At 61.8% G+C, this 18738-nt stretch carries 21 protein-coding genes and 1 pseudogene; 9 read left to right on the top strand and 13 right to left on the bottom strand.

Features of this window, described 5'->3' with window-relative positions:
• Positions 1–317 precede the first annotated feature (317 nt).
• Both JNB89_RS23270 and JNB89_RS23265 read left to right on the top strand, forming a co-directional pair.
• Entirely contained in the window at positions 318–2510 is a 2193-nt protein-coding gene (locus tag JNB89_RS23270) for a GNAT family N-acetyltransferase (protein ID WP_220363742.1), read from the top strand.
• Positions 2476–2913, top strand: a complete 438-nt coding sequence (locus tag JNB89_RS23265) for a transcriptional regulator (protein ID WP_220363741.1) — start codon at positions 2476–2478, stop codon at positions 2911–2913. The genes JNB89_RS23270 and JNB89_RS23265 overlap by 35 nt, the downstream gene beginning before the upstream one ends.
• A gap of 33 nt (positions 2914–2946) precedes the next feature.
• Here the strand turns inward: JNB89_RS23265 and JNB89_RS23260 are convergent, their stop codons facing one another.
• On the bottom strand, positions 2947–3813 hold the full coding sequence (locus JNB89_RS23260; RefSeq protein ID WP_220363745.1) for a LysR family transcriptional regulator: 867 nt from the start codon (positions 3811–3813) through the stop codon (positions 2947–2949).
• A 137-nt stretch (positions 3814–3950) separates the two neighbouring features.
• Here JNB89_RS23260 and JNB89_RS23255 point away from each other — a divergent pair, with 137 nt between their 5' ends.
• From JNB89_RS23255 to JNB89_RS23245, 3 genes and pseudogenes are all read left to right on the top strand, one after another.
• Positions 3951–4895: an AEC family transporter gene (locus tag JNB89_RS23255; RefSeq protein ID WP_220363740.1), complete on the top strand. Its 945-nt coding sequence runs from the start codon at positions 3951–3953 to the stop codon at positions 4893–4895.
• A 126-nt stretch (positions 4896–5021) separates the two neighbouring features.
• Positions 5022–5600, top strand: coding sequence for a DUF4337 domain-containing protein (locus JNB89_RS23250; RefSeq protein WP_013342262.1), 579 nt, complete (start codon positions 5022–5024; stop codon positions 5598–5600).
• Between the two features lie 12 nt (positions 5601–5612).
• Positions 5613–6230: pseudogene (locus JNB89_RS23245) on the top strand (LysE family translocator).
• 154 nt (positions 6231–6384) lie between these two features.
• On the opposite strand, the gene JNB89_RS23240 reads toward JNB89_RS23245, so the two are convergent.
• The 5 genes from JNB89_RS23240 to JNB89_RS31150 all read right to left on the bottom strand — a co-directional run bounded on the left by JNB89_RS23240 (position 6385) and on the right by JNB89_RS31150 (position 9598).
• Positions 6385–7659, bottom strand: a complete 1275-nt coding sequence (locus JNB89_RS23240; RefSeq protein WP_220363739.1) for an RNA polymerase sigma factor — start codon at positions 7657–7659, stop codon at positions 6385–6387.
• A 4-nt stretch (positions 7660–7663) separates the two neighbouring features.
• Positions 7664–8071, bottom strand: a complete 408-nt coding sequence (locus JNB89_RS23235) for a VOC family protein (protein WP_013342259.1) — start codon at positions 8069–8071, stop codon at positions 7664–7666.
• A 30-nt stretch (positions 8072–8101) separates the two neighbouring features.
• Positions 8102–8515 carry a YciI family protein gene (locus JNB89_RS23230; RefSeq protein WP_220363738.1) on the bottom strand — a complete coding sequence of 138 codons (414 nt, stop codon included), beginning with the start codon at positions 8513–8515 and terminating at the stop codon, positions 8102–8104.
• Positions 8516–8657: 142 nt separating this feature from the next.
• A complete protein-coding gene (locus tag JNB89_RS23225) occupies positions 8658–9011 on the bottom strand; it encodes a YciI family protein (RefSeq protein ID WP_013342257.1) in 354 nt (117 codons plus the stop codon).
• A 266-nt stretch (positions 9012–9277) separates the two neighbouring features.
• Positions 9278–9598 carry a hypothetical protein gene (locus JNB89_RS31150; RefSeq protein ID WP_223216835.1) on the bottom strand — a complete coding sequence of 107 codons (321 nt, stop codon included), beginning with the start codon at positions 9596–9598 and terminating at the stop codon, positions 9278–9280.
• On the opposite strand from JNB89_RS31150, the gene JNB89_RS23220 reads away from it, so the two are divergent.
• Positions 9588–11363 carry a hypothetical protein gene (locus JNB89_RS23220; RefSeq protein ID WP_223216839.1) on the top strand — a complete coding sequence of 592 codons (1776 nt, stop codon included), beginning with the start codon at positions 9588–9590 and terminating at the stop codon, positions 11361–11363. The two genes, JNB89_RS31150 and JNB89_RS23220, sit on opposite strands and share 11 nt — an antisense overlap.
• A gap of 58 nt (positions 11364–11421) precedes the next feature.
• Here the strand turns inward: JNB89_RS23220 and JNB89_RS23215 are convergent, their stop codons facing one another.
• The 3 genes from JNB89_RS23215 to JNB89_RS31145 all read right to left on the bottom strand — a co-directional run bounded on the left by JNB89_RS23215 (position 11422) and on the right by JNB89_RS31145 (position 13503).
• Entirely contained in the window at positions 11422–11895 is a 474-nt protein-coding gene (locus JNB89_RS23215; RefSeq protein WP_013342255.1) for a hypothetical protein, read from the bottom strand.
• Positions 11896–12891: 996 nt separating this feature from the next.
• Positions 12892–13161, bottom strand: coding sequence for a DUF1488 domain-containing protein (locus tag JNB89_RS23210; RefSeq protein WP_013342254.1), 270 nt, complete (start codon positions 13159–13161; stop codon positions 12892–12894).
• Between the two features lie 108 nt (positions 13162–13269).
• Positions 13270–13503 (bottom strand): hypothetical protein, encoded by a 234-nt coding sequence (locus JNB89_RS31145; protein ID WP_223216834.1) that lies wholly within the window; start codon positions 13501–13503, stop codon positions 13270–13272.
• A 611-nt stretch (positions 13504–14114) separates the two neighbouring features.
• On the opposite strand from JNB89_RS31145, the gene JNB89_RS23200 reads away from it, so the two are divergent.
• Both JNB89_RS23200 and JNB89_RS23195 read left to right on the top strand, forming a co-directional pair.
• Entirely contained in the window at positions 14115–14591 is a 477-nt protein-coding gene (locus JNB89_RS23200; RefSeq protein WP_220363735.1) for a GNAT family N-acetyltransferase, read from the top strand.
• Between the two features lie 35 nt (positions 14592–14626).
• The gene (locus JNB89_RS23195; RefSeq protein ID WP_135890937.1) at positions 14627–14977 is read left to right on the top strand and encodes a DOPA 4,5-dioxygenase family protein; all 351 of its coding nucleotides are present in this window, start codon (positions 14627–14629) and stop codon (positions 14975–14977) included.
• Between the two features lie 20 nt (positions 14978–14997).
• Here JNB89_RS23195 and JNB89_RS23190 read toward each other — a convergent pair whose 3' ends face one another.
• Positions 14998–15309 (bottom strand): high-potential iron-sulfur protein, encoded by a 312-nt coding sequence (locus JNB89_RS23190; protein ID WP_135890936.1) that lies wholly within the window; start codon positions 15307–15309, stop codon positions 14998–15000.
• A gap of 62 nt (positions 15310–15371) precedes the next feature.
• On the bottom strand, positions 15372–16085 hold the full coding sequence (locus JNB89_RS23185) for a nitroreductase (RefSeq protein WP_220363734.1): 714 nt from the start codon (positions 16083–16085) through the stop codon (positions 15372–15374).
• Positions 16086–16291: 206 nt separating this feature from the next.
• Between JNB89_RS23185 and JNB89_RS23180 the strand changes: the two genes are divergently transcribed.
• The gene (locus JNB89_RS23180) at positions 16292–17287 is read left to right on the top strand and encodes an aldo/keto reductase (protein WP_220363733.1); all 996 of its coding nucleotides are present in this window, start codon (positions 16292–16294) and stop codon (positions 17285–17287) included.
• 49 nt (positions 17288–17336) lie between these two features.
• On the opposite strand, the gene JNB89_RS23175 is transcribed toward JNB89_RS23180, so the two are convergent.
• Together JNB89_RS23175 and JNB89_RS23170 are read right to left on the bottom strand one after the other, a co-directional pair.
• A complete protein-coding gene (locus JNB89_RS23175) occupies positions 17337–17900 on the bottom strand; it encodes a YbhB/YbcL family Raf kinase inhibitor-like protein (RefSeq protein WP_220363732.1) in 564 nt (187 codons plus the stop codon).
• A gap of 34 nt (positions 17901–17934) precedes the next feature.
• Entirely contained in the window at positions 17935–18735 is an 801-nt protein-coding gene (locus JNB89_RS23170; protein ID WP_220363731.1) for an ROK family protein, read from the bottom strand.
• Positions 18736–18738 lie beyond the last annotated feature (3 nt).

Below are 18738 nucleotides of genomic sequence, written 5' to 3'. Positions count from 1 at the left end.
GTGGTGAGGGTGGGGGGGTGATTGGACATAACGAATGGAGAATCTCGTTTCAACGAATTGTGTTCATTCAACGCAGTGGCTTCCATTTCGGATCGCTTGGAGTAAGAGTTTTTCCACACACATCGCGGAAATCGTTTACCAACGCTTGGCGTCAAAGAACATGTCTTGCCGACAAACTATTATGCTTACCTAAATGATAATATCTTTTCCGCTCAGCGCGGCCGCAGGCATTGTCGGGCAAAGAAAACGCGACCTGGCCGGCCCACTAGAGTCGCGTGTTTAGTCAATGGGCAGAGCGTAGCAGGCGAGGCACAAAGATGGTCAAGAATGAACAAGCTATTCGCATATTGGATCGTTACGCAGACGTTGCGCCGTTCGTTGGCTCCGCCATCGCCGCAGCGGATAGCGACAAAAACTCATTGGGGTTTTTCCCCGCAAGCGTTTTTGAAGACTTTGCTCGCAAAGAACAGCTTTTCATAGCCGTTGAAGGTAACACTGAAGCACTGTCATACGTCGGCCATCTTCTCTTCGAGGCGCGGCATCCCAAAGGACGGGTACTCCAGATGTTTGTCAGGCCCCCGTTCAGGCAGTGCGGCATCGCGACCCTTCTATTGAACCATCTTAAGCAACACCTGACAGACCACGCTTTCATCTCACTCTATGCGCGAGTAGCGGAGGACCTGCAGGACGCAAACAGATTTTGGGAAAGCCAAGGGTTTTATGTACAAAGCATTGCTCGCGGTGGAGAAACGAGAAACCGGACAATTCTTGTACGTAGCCATGAGCTCGACACTCCACAGCTATTTGCGGCCAGCGGCGTCAGCGCGAGCGATCCGCTAGGTCTTTGCTCTACATCTGCGGCGGAGGTTCCGCTTTTTCTCCTCGATCTCAATGTGCTATTCGATCTAGGCCCGCGCCGCAGTCGAAACGAACAAGTGCTGGATCTGTTCAAATCGGAGAGGGCAGGCTATTGTCAACTCGCGTTGAGCACCGAAATCACGGCCGAACTGGAACGGACAGCCGCTGTGGGTGTGACTGACCCCATGTTGGCTTACGCGCGCATCTTTCCATCATTTCCAGCACCGGTCACGAAGGAGTCGGAAACACTCGCTGCTGACCTCGCAAACATCGTGTTTCCGGAGCGACAACGCGCCAACGCGCTCAGCTGCAACGACCTTTCGGATCTACGGCATTTGGCGACAGCCGTGCATCATCGGCTAACCGGTCTCATTACCAACGACGGCTCCATTCTCAACGCTGCAGCAAAGCTGAACGAGCGTTACGGCATTCATGTAGTCTCGCCCGCCGTGTTCAGGACATTGAGCGCAGGGGCCGCGAAAGAGCAATTGCTCGACACCAGTGAAATCGTGTCGCTATCGCTGACCTCCATTTCACGGTCAGAAGAACCGGCGGTACGTCGTCTACTGTCCCAACTTGGCGTTCCTGTCGCCGCCGTCGTTGCTGAGTGGGCCGCTGTAGATTCAAACGAAAGAGTGAGCAATCGATATGGGGTATGGTCGCAGGACAGCCTGATCGGCTATCTCACATGGCCAAAGACATTTGGCCCTGGCATCGTCAACGTACGAGCCGCTGTCGACGAAACGCACGCAGCCGCGTCAAGTGCCGCCAGGCTTTTACTGGGGTGTGTCATTGAACAGACTACCACTGGGAATACTTCGCAGATCAGGCTCAAGTTTCCTGCGAAACAGGCTCAGATGCGGGAAATAGCAGCAGGGCTTGGCTTTGGCGGATTGGCAGACGACACGTGGTTGACGAAACTTGTTGTCCCCGGCATCATCGCGCCGGCAAACTGGGCTCAACGGGCAGCGGAAATCTTCAGCGTGGGCCGGGTACGCCTTCCGGACACGGTCCCGGCGTACCGTAACATCGATCAACAGGTTCGCCTGGTGAGACCTGACGGCAACGTGACCTACGTCCCCTTGATGGCGCTCGAAACGTTGCTTTCGCCCGGGCTCTTCTGTCTTCCCGGCCGACCGGCCGTCATCACACCTGTGCGGAGTGCTTTCGCCGAGCACCTGCTGGCGCATTCCCCGCAAAAGAGCTTGCTTCCGCACGCGCGCGCACAGTTGTACAAGGAACGGCATTATGTGAGCGGCGCGGCAACGTTGAAGCAATTCAAGCGTGGTAGTCTCATTCTGTTTTATGAATCTGGCAAAGGCGGGGGGATTGGAGCGATTGTTGCGATCGCGCGTGTGAAGCATGCATATCTGAAATCGCAAGATGCCATGCAAAACGCCGACCTTGATCCCTCGGTCCTCGACGCGGCGGCATTGCAAGCGATAGGAGAATCGCTGGTGAAGACAGTGACGGCGTTCGACAATATTGTGTGTCTCGAGCGTCCGGTGGCCCGTGCAACGCTCGAAAAGCTAGGCTGCGGCAGCCCCACTCAGCTCCTGACGACCCGCGCAATTAACGAAACACAGCTTATGGGAATCCTTCAAGAAGGGTTTGCTTATGGAACAGCCAGAACATGTACTAATCTCTCTTGAGGAGCGCCACGCCAACAATATTTTTGCTGGAACCAAGCATGTGGAACTTCGCCGAAGAGCAATGAATGTCAAGGCGGGCACGGTGGTGTGGATTTATGTGAAGCTTCCCGTTGGCCGTGTCGTCGGATACGCCAAGGTAAGCGCGGCTCACACGCTCGCACCTGCAACCTTGTGGCGCAGATTCGCGAGCGTTTCCGGAATTTCGCGGAAAGAGTTTTTCCAATACTTCGACGGGATATCGACAGGTTTCGCGTTGGGTTTACACGAAGCACGCCGTCTTGCCGGCTCCGTTTCTCTCACGGAACTCAGAGAGGTATCAGCGGGCTTTCAACCGCCCCAGTTTTTCGTCCGCATCGCCCCTGACAGTCCGTTGTTACGCGCCATCGAGCGCAAGCAAGCATAAGCGCAATGGCGGGAACAAGGACGGTCGCGCCCCCTACGCCAACTCCAAAAACCGCCCCAAACAAGGATTCCGATTACCCGGCGACCACGCCAGCACCTGCTCGATCAAAGGCGCATCAACCAGCGGCTTGAACACCACGCCCGCAAGCTGCGCCTTGCGCATGGAAGCCGGCACGAGCGCGACACCCACGCCTTCGTCAACAAGACTCAGCACCGTCTGCTGCAATTGCACTTCGAACCGAATGTCCGGCTCGAAACCACGCGAGCGGCAATGATCGAGAATCGCGGCGCGCAAAGTGGGCGCCACTTCCTCGGATGCGAGCACGAACGGCTCACCGGCCAATTGCGCAATGGCGAGCCGCCGCGCGCGGGCTCGCGGATGAGCGCGCGATAACGCCACGCACAGCGGCTCGCGCAGAATCGTGCGCGTGGCCAGCCCCTTGTCCGGCTGATGCGGAAACATGATGGCCGCGTCGATGTGCCCCGCCACCACCTGCGCGGCAAGATCGTTGGACACCACCTCGCGCAGATTCAATGCGACCTCGGGATATGCCGCACCGAACGCCCGCGCGTAACCCGGCACCACGCTATAGGCCGCACACATGGTGAAGCCGATGGCGAGCTTGCCCGCGTCGCCGGACGCCGCTGCCTGGGCATTGCTCACCGCCTGCTCCACCGAAGCGAGAATCGCTTTGGCATCCGCGTAAAAGCGCTCGCCCGCGGCAGTGAGCGTCACGCTGCGAGGGCTGCGCTCGATCAGCGTCACGCCGAGGCTCGCTTCCAATGCCGCGAGTTGGCGGCTTAACGGAGGCTGCGACAGATTCAGGCGCGTCGCCGCGCGCCCGAAATGGCGCGTCTCGGCCAGCGTCACGAAGTAGCGCAGCGGCTTGATGTCGAGCACGGTCTCACCCATTCATTTCGACGATGCATAAAAGGTATCGCTGGAGCCAAAAAACAGTATTGGATTGTATCAACGCAAATCACTACGCTGACGCGTCGCCCTTCCTATTCGCGCCTTCGCTCACGCGCTTTACACCGATGCTAGCCACTCTCGAGATTCTGCTTCCCGTCTTCGGCCTCATATTCGCGGGTTTTGCCTGCCGCCGGGGCGGTGTGCTCGGGCCGAACTCGGCGTCGGAACTCAATCGCTTCGTGGTGTGGCTCGCCCTCCCTGCCCTGCTGTTCGACACCATGGCGCGCGCCACGTGGCAGCAGCTGTATCAGCCGGCCTTCGTCGTTACGTTTTCGGCGGCATGCGCGGGCATCTTTGCGCTGATTCTCGTCATGCGCCTTGTGAACGGCCGGCATCTCGCCGACGCGAGTGTCGACGCCATCGCCGCGTCATATCCAAACACGGGCTACATCGGCTTTCCGCTCGGCATGATCGCGTTCGGTCAGGCGAGCCTAACGCCCACCACCATCGCGACCATTCTGGTGGCGTGCGTGCTGTTCGCGGGCGCCATCGTGTTGATCGAAATCGGTTTGCAGACAGAACGCACACCGCACAAACTTGGCCTGAAAGTGCTCGGCTCTCTGGCGCGCAATCCGCTGATCGTGTCGCCTGTCGCAGGGGCGCTGTTCGCCAGCACGCACGTGCCGCTGCCCGCTAGCGCGGAGACGTTTCTCAAGCTGCTGAGCGGCGCGGCCAGTCCCTGCGCGTTGGTAAGCCTCGGCCTGTTTCTCGCGGAAAAGCGTCCGTCGCCGCCCGGCACGCGCGGCATTGCGTGGCTGCTCACGCTCGTCAAACTGGTTGCGCAGCCGGCGCTGACATGGTGGCTCGCAGCGCGCGTCTTCGGCCTCTCGCCGGCGCTGGTCGAAATGGCGGTCGTGCTGGCGGCGCTGCCCACCGGCACGGGACCATTCATGTTGGCGGAGTTTTACGACCGCGAAGCGCACATCACGTCGCGCACCATCCTGCTGTCGACGCTCGGCTCCGTCGTCACGCTATCGCTTCTGCTGCTATGGATGGGCCATCGCACCTGAATAGGAACGCCGTAGGCTCTGCCGGACGCAGCGTTTTTCCAGCCGTGCCGCATCACAGGCTAAGATTCATGCCGCCGGGCGCTCGCGACGCCCGGCGAAACAAGACAGTTTGCCTTGGAGAATCTGATGTCTGAAGAGTATGAAGTGCACGGTCCGCACGACCATGCGGTGCATCACGCCGGTCACCACGACGCGGACTCTTTCGGGAGCCGCATGGCCGTCATCACGGCGGTGCTCGCGACAATCGGCGCGCTATGCGCGTACCAAAGCGGCAATAGCGAAAACCTCGCGCTGTACTACAAGAACGAAGCCGCCATCAAGAAGACGGAAGCCTCGAACCAATGGAACTACTACCAGGCGAAGGGCGAGAAGCAGAACCTGGCCGAGCTGGGCGCCGCGCTGTCGGGCGAAAACTCCGAGGCGCACGCAAAATTTGTCGCGGACGTCGACAAATACAAGCAGCAAAAAGAGCCGATTCGCGCGAAAGCCGAAGCAATTGAAAAAGAAGTGCTCGATAACGACGCGAAAAGCGAAGCGCTGCTGCATGGCCACCATCGCTGGGCACAGGCCACGACGCTCATTCAGGTCGCCATTGCGTTGTGCGCGATCACGTTGCTCACGCGCAAGAAGTGGCTGCGCAACCTTTCTTTTGTGGTCGCGCTGGCGGGCGTTGCAACCGGCGCGCTGGCATTTTTCGCGTCCTGAAGGGAGATCGGCGTGGTCGATAGCGCAGCTGTTCTCGGCGTGTTGTCCGTCTATGTGGCCGGCGTGGTAATTCCCGGCCCGAACTTCGTTGCCGTCGCCCATAAGGCCGCGTCGGCTACGCGCGTTGAAGCGCTCGCGGTAGTGGCGGGCATTGTGCTCGTCAACCTCTTTTAGGCGAGTTGCGCGATCCTGGGCGTCGGGATGGTGTTTGCGGCGTTTCCGTGGCTTGCGTTCGCCGTGAAGTTGGCGGGCGCCGCCTATCTGCTGTGGTTCGGCGGACGACTCATCTTCAAGGCTTCGCGAGGCAAGCACGAGCAGGCGGTGCAAGCAGCGAACGGCAGCATCCGGCTAGCGTTCGTGCAAGGATTCGCGACGAATATCGCGAACCCCAAATCGGTCGCGTTCTTCGCTGCGGTGTTTTCGTCGGCGGCACCGCCGAACGAGACCATTGGCACCTTTCTGGCGATGCTTGGCATGGTGTTCGTCGTGGCAAGCAGCTGGTATGGCTTTGTCGCGTTGACTCTGTCGCAGGCGCACATCGCGTCGGCATATCGGCGTAGCAAGGCGTGGGTCGACCGCGTGTGCGGCGGCGTGATTATCGCGCTGGGTGTGCGTCAGCTGCTTCGGTGACGGCTTGCGCGGCACCTGCCGTCATCGAGGCGGGTTGCTGCGTGCCACGGCGGATGCGCGGCTGGGCAGACCGCCAGACCGCCAGACCGCCAGACCGCCAGACCGCCAGACCGCCAGACCGCCAGCGAGTTTATGCGCACAAACTCGCCGCAGCCTACTGCATGCTAGAACGCGCCCGTTCGAGCAGCAGCTCGCGTTCGCGTGCATTGCCCGTCATGGCGGCAGCGCGCTGGAACTCCGCGCGCGCTTCATCCATGCGGCCTAGTTTGGCAAGCAGATCGCCGCGCACACTCGGCAGCCAGTGGTAGTTCGCAAGCCTTGCATCGGCGGCGAGCGCATCCACGATCTCAAGCCCCGCAGCCGGACCGAATGCCATGCCCACCGCCACCGCGCGGTTCAACTCGACAACCGGCGAAGGCGCCACCTGCGCCAGTGCGTCGTACAAAGCGACGATCTGCGCCCAATCCGTGTCTTCCGCCCTATGCGCGCGCGCATGACATGCGGCCAGCGCCGCCTGCAACGCATATGGCCCGCTCGCGCCGCCCAGCGCGTGTGCCGTGCTGAGCGCAGCCAGTCCGCGGCGAATCAGCAGCGGGTCCCAACGGCTGCGATCCTGATCGAGCAACAGCACCGGGCGGCCTTGCGCGTCGGTGCGCGCATGCATGCGCGAAGCCTGAATCTCCATCAACGCGACAAGGCCGTGCACCTCGCTTTCGTCGGGCACGAGGCCGCTGAGCACGCGCCCAAGCCGCAGCGCTTCCTCGCAGAGTGCCGGGCGCATCCAGTCGTCGCCGGCGGTGGCGGAATAGCCTTCGTTGAAAATCAGATAGATCACTTGCAGCACCGACGCGAGCCTCGGCGCGCGTGCTTCGGCCTGCGGCACCTCGAACGGCACTTTGGCCGCCGAAAGGGTGCGCTTCGCCCGCACGATTCGTTGCGCGATGGTCGGCTCCGGCACAAGAAACGCGCGCGCTATTTCGTCGGTCGTCAGCCCGCCGAGCAGGCGCAGCGTGAGCGCGACGCGGGCGTCCGTCGACAACACCGGATGACACGCGGTGAATACGAGCCGCAGCAGGTCGTCGCCGATGTCGTCGGCACGCGCGGCGTCCAGTGCATCGACGAAATCGGGCACAAGATGCGCCTCGAGCGCGTCCATGTCGTGGCCCAGCTCCTGGCGCTTGCGGGCGTGCAGTGCTTCCTGCCGCAAGCGGTCGAGCGCGCGATTTTTTGCCGTTGCCATCAGCCACGCCCCAGGATTGTCGGGAACGCCAGCGTCGGGCCAATGCTCGAGCGCGGACACCAGCGCGTCTTGCGCCAGTTCTTCGGCGAGCCCGACGTCGCGCACCATCCGCGCGACGTGGGCGATAACCTTGGCGGACTCGATCCGCCAGACGGCCTCGATGGCACGATGAGTGGCCAGTTTCGTCACAGAGTCAGCCCGCCGCTCTGGCGTTCGGGTCCATGTAGATCAGTTCCCAGATATGGCCGTCTATGTCTTCGAAACCGTGGCCATACATGAAGCCGTAGTCCTGCGGCGCGCGCGGCACGCTGCCACCCGCGGCCACTGCTTTGGCGACCAGCGCGTCCACTTCGCCACGGCTTTCGCATGACAAACCAACGAGTGCTTCCGTACTTTCCTTCGGATCACAAAGCGATTTGCGCGTGAACGATTTGAACAGCTCTTTCACCAGCAGCATTGCGTAAAGATTCTCACCGAGGACCAGACACGCCGCCTGTTCGTTGGTGAATTGCGGGTCAAAGCTGAAACCGAGCGCGCTGAAAAACGCCTTCGACCGTTCGAGATTGTCGACGGCGAGATTCACAAAGATTTGTTTGTGCATGATGAGATCCAATAATCGGTTGACGGCAAATCAGCGACGGCCCGCCTCAAGCTCGCGGAAACGCTCGAGTTCCGGACTCGGCTCAAAGTCCTCCAGTTCGTAGAGCTGCCTCACTTCGATTTCGCCGTCGACGTGTTCGCCGGACGGCGCCGGAAAACGCCGCGCCCATTCCATTGCTTCTTCGCGCGAACGCACCTGGATAAGCGTGTAACCGGCAATCAGTTCTTTGGTTTCGGCAAACGGGCCGTCAATCACCGTGCGCTGGCCGCCGCTGTAGCGAATGCGCCAGCCTTTCGAGGTTGGCTGCAAACCGGTGGCGTCGAGCAGCACACCGGCCTTGGCAAGTTCTTCGTGGTAGGCGCCCATTGCCGCCATTAGGGACGCTTCGGGCATTTCGCCGGCTTCGCTTGCGGCAGTCGCTTTGACCAGGATCATGAATCGCATCGCCGTTACTCCGTTTGTCGTGAGAAGTGAGGTTGAGCGCGGCAGGTTGGCCGCTCTTACTCACACGACGGGCAATGCAGCAGCGATTCGACAAATACGTCGCACCGCCTGGGGAAAACCCCGAGCAAAAAGATTCGCTCGCCTACATGAAGCACGGGCCGAGCTTGCGTACCTCGACTGTGCACCATGTCGCCGCCGGACAGGCTTGTGCTATCGCCACGGCCTCTTCGCGTGACTCGGTGTTCAGCAGGTAGAAGCCGCCGATCATTTCCTTTGCTTCTGCGAAGGGTCCGTCGAGCAGCTTTGGCTGGCCGCCGCGGACCTGGACGCGCACGGCGTCGCTCGAGGAAGTGAGTGCTTCGGCCGCGAGCAGTTTGCCGCGCTCCTTGAGGTCGGCGGCGAAGCGAAGCATCTGGTCGTACACTTCGCGGCCCTTGGCCTCGCCGCGTTCGGCGCGTTGTTCCGGGGGCTCGACGATCAGCAGCATATAAGACATGGTGTCTCCAGTTATTACGCTGCGGACCGGCAGCCCGGCAGTCGTGCAACAAGATTAATGGCGCCCAGCATGAACGCGAGAAGCCAGTCTAACAAGCGCGGATCGTTCCGGTAAACCTGCGTCGGCGATTACTGCGCGCCTCGCCGCGCGGTCTTACGAAGACTCGTAAGCGCTTCGCAGCGCGCGAATTTGCACCTGACGCGCGGCACGATGGCGCAGATTGAAGTATTCTCCCCACGCGCTGACAGCCGCGATAATGCCGGCCATTAATCTGCGAGAAAAGAGACCAGCGTTTTACGATTTAACGCGACGGCGGCGAATCGAAAACTGATGCCGACATAAGCAGCCGGTTTCAAAGCAAAACAAATCACACCATCGGGGAAATACATGCATCGACTGTCAGCACGCAACGCCATTGCGGCCGCCGTGACTATTGCTTTGCTCCAATTGGGCGGTTGCGGCGGCGGCGGCTCAGGCTCGGGGTCCGGCTCGTCCAGCACGCAGACCGCGACGCCAGGCTCCGTGACCGGCACGGTGGCGAGCGGCAGCCCGTGGATCGGCGCGAGCGTCACCTTGATGGACGCCACCGGCGCGCAGGCCACCGCAACCACCGACGCCCAGGGCGCCTACACGCTCGCCATCAAAGGCATGACCGCGCCGTTCCTGCTCACCGCAACGGACGCGAGCGGCCTCTCCCGCCCGCTCGTGTCCGTGCTCGCGAAGTTGCCCAGCGGAACGGCGCCCGCCGTCGCCAACATCACCACGCTGACCACCGCAATTGCCGCCATGTTGACGGCCTCGGGTAATCCATCCGATCTCGCGTCGAGCATGGCGCTCGCAAAAGTCACGCTGTCGTCGGTTCAGATTGCGATCATCACGCTCGACGCAATACTCGCCGACGTGCTCACGCAAAACGGCCTTCAGGCGGCCGGTTTCAATCCTGTCGGCACGGCGTTCGCACCGAATCACACAGGAGCGGATGCGGTCATCGACACGCTGTTGCTGGTTCCTGGCGCGAACGGTGGCCTGTTGCTCGCGTCGAATGCCGCGCCCGGCGCCACAATCGCGTTGAACAGGCAGACGGGACAGTCGACGAAACTCGCCGCGCCCTCCGTCGCGGCAAATTATCTCGAGCCGCTCGCGTCGCTGCTAACCGCGTGCGCCGCGACGGGCGCGCTGAATACGTCGTGCTCGCCGGCCATCGACGCGACTTATCTGGACAACGGTTCAAGCGACTTCGCAGTCGGCCACGGCTTGTCCGACGCATTGCTGACCGGCGCGCGCTTTGCCTCGCCGAAAACCCTTGCCTTCTTCACGCGCAACGGCAAGCAACAGGCGCTCGTGCAGATTCCCCTTACGCTCGCCGACGGCACCGCAACCGCTGTGTACAGCATCGCGCAACAAATGACAGCGCCGGTGACGCTCGCCAACGGCACGCAGCTTGGCTGGAACCTGATCGGCAATCAGTCGCAATTTGCGGTGTCGATCAATTCGCGAATGCAGCGCACGACGTTTCTCGATACGCGGCTTAACGACGTGAACCGCTACGAGTCCGGGCTCGACATCACGATTCCCACTTCGACGAACCCGGGTGTTTACTCCGCGTCCGTCAGCGGTCCGGGCCTCGCCGCGCCAGTCTGGCTGCTGCCGCGTGCCGCCGCGGGCAATAGCACGCTGGCTCTTGCCGATGCCGCATTGAGCGCCGCCCCGGTCGCGCCCGCAATGAGCGCAAGCGACACATCCATGTATCGCTGGTCGTGGCAATCGTTGTCTTCGACGGCGAGCTTCGCGCCGCCCGCTTCGAGCGGCGTGTACGCCGCGCAGGCTGTCGATGTCAGCAAGGTTCCGCTCTTTGCAACCTACACGGTCACGTTGTACGACAGCAACGGCGCGAAGCTCGGCCAGTCGCAGGTGATCAATCCGGGCAGCCCGCTCGGCGCGGCGGCGGGCGCAACCGTAGCATGGCCGACCTTGCTGCCGGACTTCGCGACGCAATTTCTCACGCCTCGCGGATCGCTCGCCGGCATTCAGTACGCGATGAGCGTGAGCTGGTCGAGCCTCGTCAATGGACAGGACGTGGCTTATCCGGTGAACTCGGTGCGAATTCAGGCGTCGGGGCTGACGCTGGCGGGTGTGAATGGGGAGATAGACGGCTTTGCAGTCGGCAAACCGAACAACACGACGCTTGGTCAATATCAGACAACGGTGAGCGCGGGCATTGATTCATTCGGTGCGCAGACATGCACCAATTGCCCGTTCCCCGCGTTGACCTCAGGTGCGTCGCGCGTGGTGGAACTCGGCAGCAGTCAACAGGGCATCGGATACTACGCCGTCACGCAGTACAACGATTAACCGCCGCGTTAAACACGCCCCATGCGGGGCGTGTGATCATCTCAAGCCGATGCGGGCGTCACAGCACCGCGTCGGCCAGCGCGTTGGTGCGCGCAGAGCGCATCAAGCCTTCGATCATGCGCGCCTGCGCGCTTGCAATCTCGCTCAACGACGCAACCGCGAATTGTCCGTCGAGAATCGCCACAGCCGTGCATAGGCTGGCGTATTCGTCGTCGCTCAGCGTCCACGCGCCGGTCCGCTGCTCGCGTTGATCCAGATGAACCATCGCAGCATGCCCGCGCTGAATATCGTCGAGTGCGTCTTCGCCCAGGCCCAGACGCGCGAGTTCCTGCGACACCAGCAAATGTCTGCTCAGCGTCATGTGCAGATCCCGTGAGCCGTGGCCGCGCCGGAATGCGTCGAGCGCCGCATAGCACTGCAGGATCAACGTGGCGGTGACCGGCTCGTGTGCGGTACGGCTATGGGTCAGCGCACGCAGCAGCGGCGACATGGCCGGCCGATTGTGTTTGCGGACTCGCGATTTACTGGACATACGTTCAACCTCCTTCGCTAACTCTCGGCTTCATCGCCAGATCGGTACGATTTTCCGGCGACGAATGCCGCCGATGCGCCGGCGGCTCGACAGCCTCTAATGTGAGTCTGTGTAAGCATGATGGCAAGCCTTTATTAAGACCGGCTTAAACGCGGAAATTCCCGGGCGTCCACGACATAGACGAAAAAAAAGCCCTGTTCCCGCGAGAGAACAGGGCCGGACAGGATGGAAGAGTCGTGCTCGCGCGTGGATGCTCGCCGACCTGTGACCATCGAAACTGTTAGAGCTGTTGCTGCTTCTGGTATTGCTGCTGCTGCGAAAAAAGTGTGTTGCAAGCTTTACTGCCACTGCGAAGACTTTGGTTGCGATGTCAACTGATACTGCGATTGCGGTTACTACTGCCATGACTGCTGGTACTGGTACTGCGATTACAACTACAACCACCACTACTGCTACTGCTACTGCTACTGCCACTGCTACCGCCACCGCTACTACCTCTACCGCAAACACCCATTCTGCTGGGTTCAACCACTACTAGTACGGCAAAACTGCGAAAAACGATTTGCTGCCTGACTTGCTACTGCGCCAATTGCGTTGCTTCTACTTCGTATTGCTCACTGCACTGCCGCGTTGACCACCGCGGCGAACTGCCATCAACGGTACGGTTCAAAACGACGCGGGGGGAAGACCGCATCGATGGGCTCGGTGTTTTGTCGCTCCATGGAAAACAGTTTATGCGAGCGACCGCTCAGGCAATTGGGCAAAAGGAAGGGATTTGCGACGCCTGTTTGACGAATGGGCGTAACAATCGGGGACGCATGTGGGAGAGCACTGCAGGTGAGGAACCGCGAGAGGAATAATGCTAACGCGACTTCGTGTAGGCGCGACGACTACCGCAACGGCGCGCCGCTGCGCGAACTCAACGCAACCGGAGACGACACAACGAAAACGCACGCAACGTCATGCCGACGGTGCGTGCGCGTGCAGTGACGAACATTAGCGCGCCGCAAAGTCGCTGATGGTCAGCAGGACTTTTTCGCCCGGCCGGGCGAGCATCTTTCTTTCGGCCACGGCGGTAATGCGTTTGCGGCCATCGGCGAATGTCTTCAGCATGCGGTCTTCCGCTGCGCCGCGTTGCAGCCAGAAGTGCTGCTCCAGCGCTTCACGCGTGACGGCGCATTCGAGGTCCCGTCCTCGCGCCGAAAGCTGGAAAATCACCGCGCGCCCGTCTGCCGAGACGCTGGGTTCAAGCTCGATAATCTCCATGGCCCACCTCGCAAAGTTGGTTATGCCGTCCGCCCTCATCAACGAACGACACCGAACAAAACTGAATAGACAAACAAGCCAGCATGGCGCTTTCCGCTGATGAATCGGCTACTGCGCGGCCATTACATCCATCGTAAGCGAACGTGGGAACGCGTGCATGTCTGCGTGACTGGATGAACCCGTCGACGAATTCATCGGCGGCGACGCCGGCGAATTCACGACGCCCACCGGCGACGAAAACGCACGCGCGTGCGCGAGCGTCGGCACGCGCGGCGCGTCACTAGACGCGCGCGAACGTTTCACACAGAAGTCATGCAACAGCGTACTCAAGCTAGCGGACATTGCGTGTGTCCCGCCGCGCACTCCGCGCGACGCGGACGCAATTGCAAACCAGGAATGCGGCGGTCGCAATTCGTGGCTGACCACACCGCGCGAATCGGTGAAACGCAGACAGCCTGTGTCGGGATAGAACACAAGCGTTGTCACGTCGCCGTCTATTGCGCGCGTCAGAATGTGTGGTTTCGTATTCAGCATTGTTCGTCGTGGGCCAGTTGGCGCCGTTGGTATCGTTCTGTAGCACTGGCTACCGTTCGGCGGCGTTTCGGCGTGTCGCGCTGCGAGGTCTTGGACCTGCGCGCGTATCGATTCGCGGGTACGACAAAAGCAAGGCACATGCCAATAGACCCAAAATGCACTGCGCTCGGCCTCGGCCGCGCGCAATAAAAGGCACTGGCAATGCCGTACGCATGCGGCAAGCACCGGCGGCGCCTGATGCACCGCGGAAAAACCGCGGCCGACGGCGCGACCTCGGGCAGCGATATGAGCCACGAGGCGGGTCCAGTCACTGTGCAGGCCCAACCGCTCAAATGCCGATGCATGGTAAAAAAGCGCTGCCGGCGTGACAATTCACGCCCATTCTTACTAACGGGCCGCGCGCCCGAGAGCGCCTGGACATGTCCGATGCCGACCCTGCTATAACGTTGCGCCCCGCCACCGCCGAAGACGAAGCGTTCCTCTTCGAACTGCGCAAGGCGACGATGACCGAGCACCTCGCGCGCGTCGGCGAACCCACGGACGACGCCGCGCATCGCGCACGCGTGCTGCACCGTTACGACGCGGCGCGCGTGATATGTGTCGACGGAACGCGTGCCGGTTTGCTCAAAGCGCATCGCACTGATACTGAATGGCTGGTCGTTCAATTGCAGATCGCGCCCGCACTGCAAGGGCACGGCATCGGCGAGCACGCGCTGCGCACGGTGCTGCACGCGGCCGACGCTGCTGGATTGCCTGTCACGCTCAAGGTGCTCAAAGGCAATCCGGCGCGGCGCCTTTATGAGCGACTCGGCTTCGCAATGACGCGCGAAGATGAAAGAGAGTTTCACATGACGCGCGCGCCGCGGCGCGTGTCGGCGGAAACCGGAGCAGAATAATTGGCGGATTACGACTGACTCATCACGAACCCAGCATGACTCCTCGTCACACTTCAGCCATTCACAGCTGGCACGCGCATGTCTATTTCGATGCGACGACGCGCGAGCCCGCGTGGGCTTTGCGCGAACAAATAGAAGCCCACTGGCAAGGCAAGCTGCAAATGGGTCGCTTCCACGAGCGTCCGGTGGGGCCGCATCCTATGTGGTCGTATCAGTTAGCGTTCGCGCATGAGCAGTTCGGCGATCTGCTTGCATGGCTCACGCTCAACCACGGTGCGCTCGACATCTTCGTGCATCCCAACACCGGCGACGCGTTGCGCGATCATCGCGACGCCGCGATATGGATTGGCCGCTCGCACGAGCTTGTGCTCGACGCGTTGATCTGACCAATGCGCGGCCGCGCCGCTCACATGTTCGTGTACGAACTGCACCATCCGCGCGCCGCAACCTGTTTGTCGCCAAACAGCGTGCAGCCGCCGTACGCATCGGTCGCGCTACCCTGGAACAGCGAACAGGTACTGCACTTCTGGTCCGCCTTGTACTGCGGATATTTGGCCTTGTCGACCTTCGCCGCGTCTTCCGTATAGCCGAGCGCCCGAGCTTGCGGATCCGTTTCGCTGAGCTTGTTCGCGCCGGCGGCGAATGCCGTGCGTGAAAGCACGAGCGACGAGCCGGCGCTCACGCTCATCAATAGAAAATGGCGGCGCGACGTTTTCATTGTTTTTCTCCGATGCAAATTGGGGGACATGCGCTCCACCACGAGCGCCGACTGGCGACCGCTCAATCGAGAAATCGCGTGAATCGTTCAACCGGCTCGCGCTCGGTGCGAAGCGCGTTGACCGGCGCGCTTTCGTCCGCGAAACCGAGCGACATGCCGCACACCAGTTGCTCTTCGGGCGGCAGCCCGAGCTGCGCCGCGATCATCTGATGAAACGGCGTGAACGCGGCCTGCGGACAGGTATCGAGGCCGCGCCCGCGCGCCGCGGTCATGATGGCTTGCAAAAACATGCCGTAGTCAAGCCAGCTGCCGCGTTCCATCACCCGGTCGATGGTGAAGAGCAGACCCACCGGCGCGCCGAAGAAGCGATAGTTCTGCGCGTGCTGCTCATGCATGCGCGCCTTGTCGCCTTTGCCGATACCCAGCAGGCCATACAGGTCCCAGCCAATCTTGCGTCGACGGTCGATATACGGCGACACCCAGTCGCGTGGATAGTACGCATACTCCTCGCGATAAAGCTCGTCGCGCTGCGGATCGTCATACGCCGCGAGCAACGCTTCGGACAAACGCGCGAGTGCCCTGCCTGTCAGCACATACACCTTCCACGGCTGTGTGTTGGTGCCCGACGGCGCGCGGCTTGCCACTTCGAGAATCGCCTCGATGTCGGCGCGCGGCACCGGCGTGCGTAGAAACGCGCGCACCGAGCGGCGCGTGAGCAGTGCGGCGTCGACCGGATTGGCCGCGTGAGGTGGGGCTTCGTGCATCGGCTCTGTCATCGTGGGAATTGCGCATGAGCGGCAGACGAATGGACTGCAACGATTCTAGCGCGAGCGGCGCTGTGCACGCGCGCAAGCATGCAGCTTACGATTTGAATGCGCATTGCCCCGCCCGCGAACGCGACTCCCGTTTTGCGTTTATCCTCTTTGCACGCTTTTCGCACGGCGTTCCATTGCAATCGTTTTGTCCAATTCCGGAGTTGAGCATGCAATACCGCAAATTCGGCCGCACGGGCCTGACCGTTTCGCGCTTGTGTCTTGGCACCATGACCTTTGGTCTGCAAACCGAAGAAGACGCTTCGCGCCGCATTCTCGACACCGCCGCAGATGCCGGCGTGAATTTCATTGATACGGCTAACGTCTATCCGCTCGGCGGCGGCGAAGAAAACGCGGGACGCACCGAGGAAATCGTCGGGCGCTGGCTGAAGGGCAAGCGCGACCGCTTCATTCTGGCGACCAAGGCAGTGGGCAAAATGGGCCCGAACGCATGGGACCAGGGCGCGTCGCGCAAGCATCTGCTGGATGCGATCGACGCCTCGCTGCAGCGTCTTGGCACCGACTACGTGGACCTCTATCAACTTCACTCCGACGATGCGAACACCCCGCTCGACGAAATGCTCGAAGCGCTGGACGTGATCGTGCGCTCGGGCAAGGCGCGCTATATCGGCGTGTCGAATTTTCTGGCATATCGGCTCGCGCGTGCGCTTGGCCGCGCGGACGTGTTGCGCGTGGCGCGCTTCGTGTCGGTGCAGCCGCGCTATAACCTGCTGTTCCGCCAGATCGAACGCGAACTGCTGCCTCTCGCCGCCGAAGAGCAACTCGCCGTGATGCCGTATAACCCGTTGGCCGGCGGCCTGCTGACCGGCAAGCACAAGCTCGATGCAACGCCCACGTCGGGCCGCTTCACTGAGAGCGTCGGCACGGCGGGCTCGATGTACCAGGAGCGTTACTGGCATCAACGCGAGTTCGAGACCATCGAGCGTCTGAAAGCGGTTGTCGCGCCGACCGGCGAGTCGCTCACGCGAGTGTCGCTCGCGTGGGTGCTCGCCAATCCGGTTGTCACGTCGGCGATTATTGGCGCGAGCCGCGCCGAGCAATTGAGCGACACGCTCGCGGCATGCGAACTCGAACTGGACGCCGACCTGAAAAAGCAGCTCGACGAAGCCAGTGTCGAATACCGCTGGGGCGACGCGGCGCGCTGATCGCGGCGCCGCCGTGCGAGGCGAGCGGGCGCGACGCAACCTGCCGCGCTCATCGCCCGTATCTGAGCACCGTGCTGGCGGCCGCAACCACATGGTCCTTCATGGCGGCAAGCAACGCGTCCCGGGTGAGGCCGGCCGGTAAGGCGTTCGGCGCGAGATCGAGCGCATACACCTGCGCGAGGTAGTGATGCGGCACGTCGCCGACCGGCGGACACGGACCGTAATAGCCGGGGCCGCCCGTCCGGTTGGTCCCTGCGACACTGCCGGCAGGCGGCGCAGCACCCGCCTCCATTGCGGTAACCGAAGGGCCAATGCCATACAGCACCCAATGCACGATGCCCAGCCCTTTGGCGCCGTCGGGATCGAACATCGTCACGGCGAAGCTCCTCGTACCCGCGGGCACGTTGCGCCATTGCAGCGCGGGCGACACGTTGCCGCCGCCGCAGTTGTTGGCACTGGCCGCGTGCGTCGATTCAAGCGTGCCGCCGTCGGACAGACCAGGCGAAGTCAGGGCAAATGCCTCAGCAGCATGCGCCTGCGCCACGCCGAGCGCGAGCAACGCCGCCACACAGGCAACGCGCCGTGCAGCTCCAAGGTAAGCCGTTCCACTCATGTAATTTGCTCCAGCTATCGCTGCCACGCGAGGTCTACCTGAACTTGCCCGTGCGTGCATTGGCTTCGGGCAACTGCCGCGTTTCGCGCACCGACCGCGGATGCCACAGCCGCGCCCCGCCTTGAATGCCCGCGTCGTTCGAAACGGTTGTCACGTTCGCGGGCAACTCGAATTTGAGGCGCGCCGCGTTGCCGCCGCCAATCCACAGCCGGTCGTAATTCACGAGCGATTCGAGAATGCCGATTACCTTGTGAACACGCCGGTTCCAGCGCTTATTCCCGGCTTTCTCGCGCGCCGCTTCGCCGATGTACTCGTCGTAAGCCACGCCTTTCTTGCTGACCGGATGATGCGCGAGTTCAAGGTGAGGCATCAGCTCGCCGTCGCGAAAGAGCGCCGTTCCCGCGCCCGTGCCGAGCGTGAGCACAAATTCAATGCCCTTGCCTTCTATCGCGGCGAAGCCCTGCATTTCCGCGTCGTTGATCATGCGTACCGGCACGCCGCCGAGTTTTTGCGCGAGCAGGTCGGCAAGCGCAAAGTTGCGCCAGCCTTCCACGCCGAAGTGCGGCGCCGTCAGAATGCGGTTGTCGCGCACCACGCCGGGAAAGCCGATCGACATCAACTGCGCGGGCGCCTTCGCTATGAGCGGCTCGACCAGCGTGGCCAACGCGTCGACCAGTTGCTCCGGCGTGCAAGGGTGCGGCGTGGCCACCCGCACGCGCTCGGTTTGCATCTCGCCGTTTGCATTGATGATGGCGGCCTTCAGGCCAGTGCCGCCCACGTCGATTGCAAGAATCCTTTCGTTGCTGGTTGCTGCCTTATCTTTGGATGTCGCCACGGT

Origin of the sequence: Paraburkholderia phenoliruptrix, from assembly GCF_019511605.1 — a bacterium.
Taxonomy (GTDB): Bacteria; Pseudomonadota; Gammaproteobacteria; order Burkholderiales; family Burkholderiaceae; genus Paraburkholderia; species Paraburkholderia phenoliruptrix_A.
Note: the sequence above shows the minus strand (reverse complement) of the source record. Positions and strands in the feature narration are given on the sequence as shown.

Excerpts from the sequence above, each read along its gene's own strand:
- JNB89_RS23185 (WP_220363734.1), bottom strand. The coding sequence starts at position 16,085 with ATGACAGAGCCGATGCACGAAGCCCCACCTCACGCGGCCAATCCGGTC.
- JNB89_RS23265 (WP_220363741.1), top strand. The coding sequence starts at position 2,476 with ATGGAACAGCCAGAACATGTACTAATCTCTCTTGAGGAGCGCCACGCC.
- JNB89_RS23190 (WP_135890936.1), bottom strand. The coding sequence starts at position 15,309 with ATGAAAACGTCGCGCCGCCATTTTCTATTGATGAGCGTGAGCGCCGGC.
- JNB89_RS23230 (WP_220363738.1), bottom strand. The coding sequence starts at position 8,515 with ATGCGATTCATGATCCTGGTCAAAGCGACTGCCGCAAGCGAAGCCGGC.
- JNB89_RS31145 (WP_223216834.1), bottom strand. The coding sequence starts at position 13,503 with ATGTCCGCTAGCTTGAGTACGCTGTTGCATGACTTCTGTGTGAAACGT.
- JNB89_RS23250 (WP_013342262.1), top strand. The coding sequence starts at position 5,022 with ATGTCTGAAGAGTATGAAGTGCACGGTCCGCACGACCATGCGGTGCAT.
- JNB89_RS23195 (WP_135890937.1), top strand. The coding sequence starts at position 14,627 with ATGACTCCTCGTCACACTTCAGCCATTCACAGCTGGCACGCGCATGTC.
- JNB89_RS23200 (WP_220363735.1), top strand. The coding sequence starts at position 14,115 with ATGTCCGATGCCGACCCTGCTATAACGTTGCGCCCCGCCACCGCCGAA.
- JNB89_RS23235 (WP_013342259.1), bottom strand. The coding sequence starts at position 8,071 with ATGCACAAACAAATCTTTGTGAATCTCGCCGTCGACAATCTCGAACGG.
- JNB89_RS23255 (WP_220363740.1), top strand. The coding sequence starts at position 3,951 with ATGCTAGCCACTCTCGAGATTCTGCTTCCCGTCTTCGGCCTCATATTC.
- JNB89_RS23210 (WP_013342254.1), bottom strand. The coding sequence starts at position 13,161 with ATGGAGATTATCGAGCTTGAACCCAGCGTCTCGGCAGACGGGCGCGCG.
- JNB89_RS23225 (WP_013342257.1), bottom strand. The coding sequence starts at position 9,011 with ATGTCTTATATGCTGCTGATCGTCGAGCCCCCGGAACAACGCGCCGAA.
- JNB89_RS23220 (WP_223216839.1), top strand. The coding sequence starts at position 9,588 with ATGGACGCCACCGGCGCGCAGGCCACCGCAACCACCGACGCCCAGGGC.
- JNB89_RS23175 (WP_220363732.1), bottom strand. The coding sequence starts at position 17,900 with ATGAGTGGAACGGCTTACCTTGGAGCTGCACGGCGCGTTGCCTGTGTG.
- JNB89_RS23180 (WP_220363733.1), top strand. The coding sequence starts at position 16,292 with ATGCAATACCGCAAATTCGGCCGCACGGGCCTGACCGTTTCGCGCTTG.
- JNB89_RS23270 (WP_220363742.1), top strand. The coding sequence starts at position 318 with ATGGTCAAGAATGAACAAGCTATTCGCATATTGGATCGTTACGCAGAC.
- JNB89_RS23215 (WP_013342255.1), bottom strand. The coding sequence starts at position 11,895 with ATGTCCAGTAAATCGCGAGTCCGCAAACACAATCGGCCGGCCATGTCG.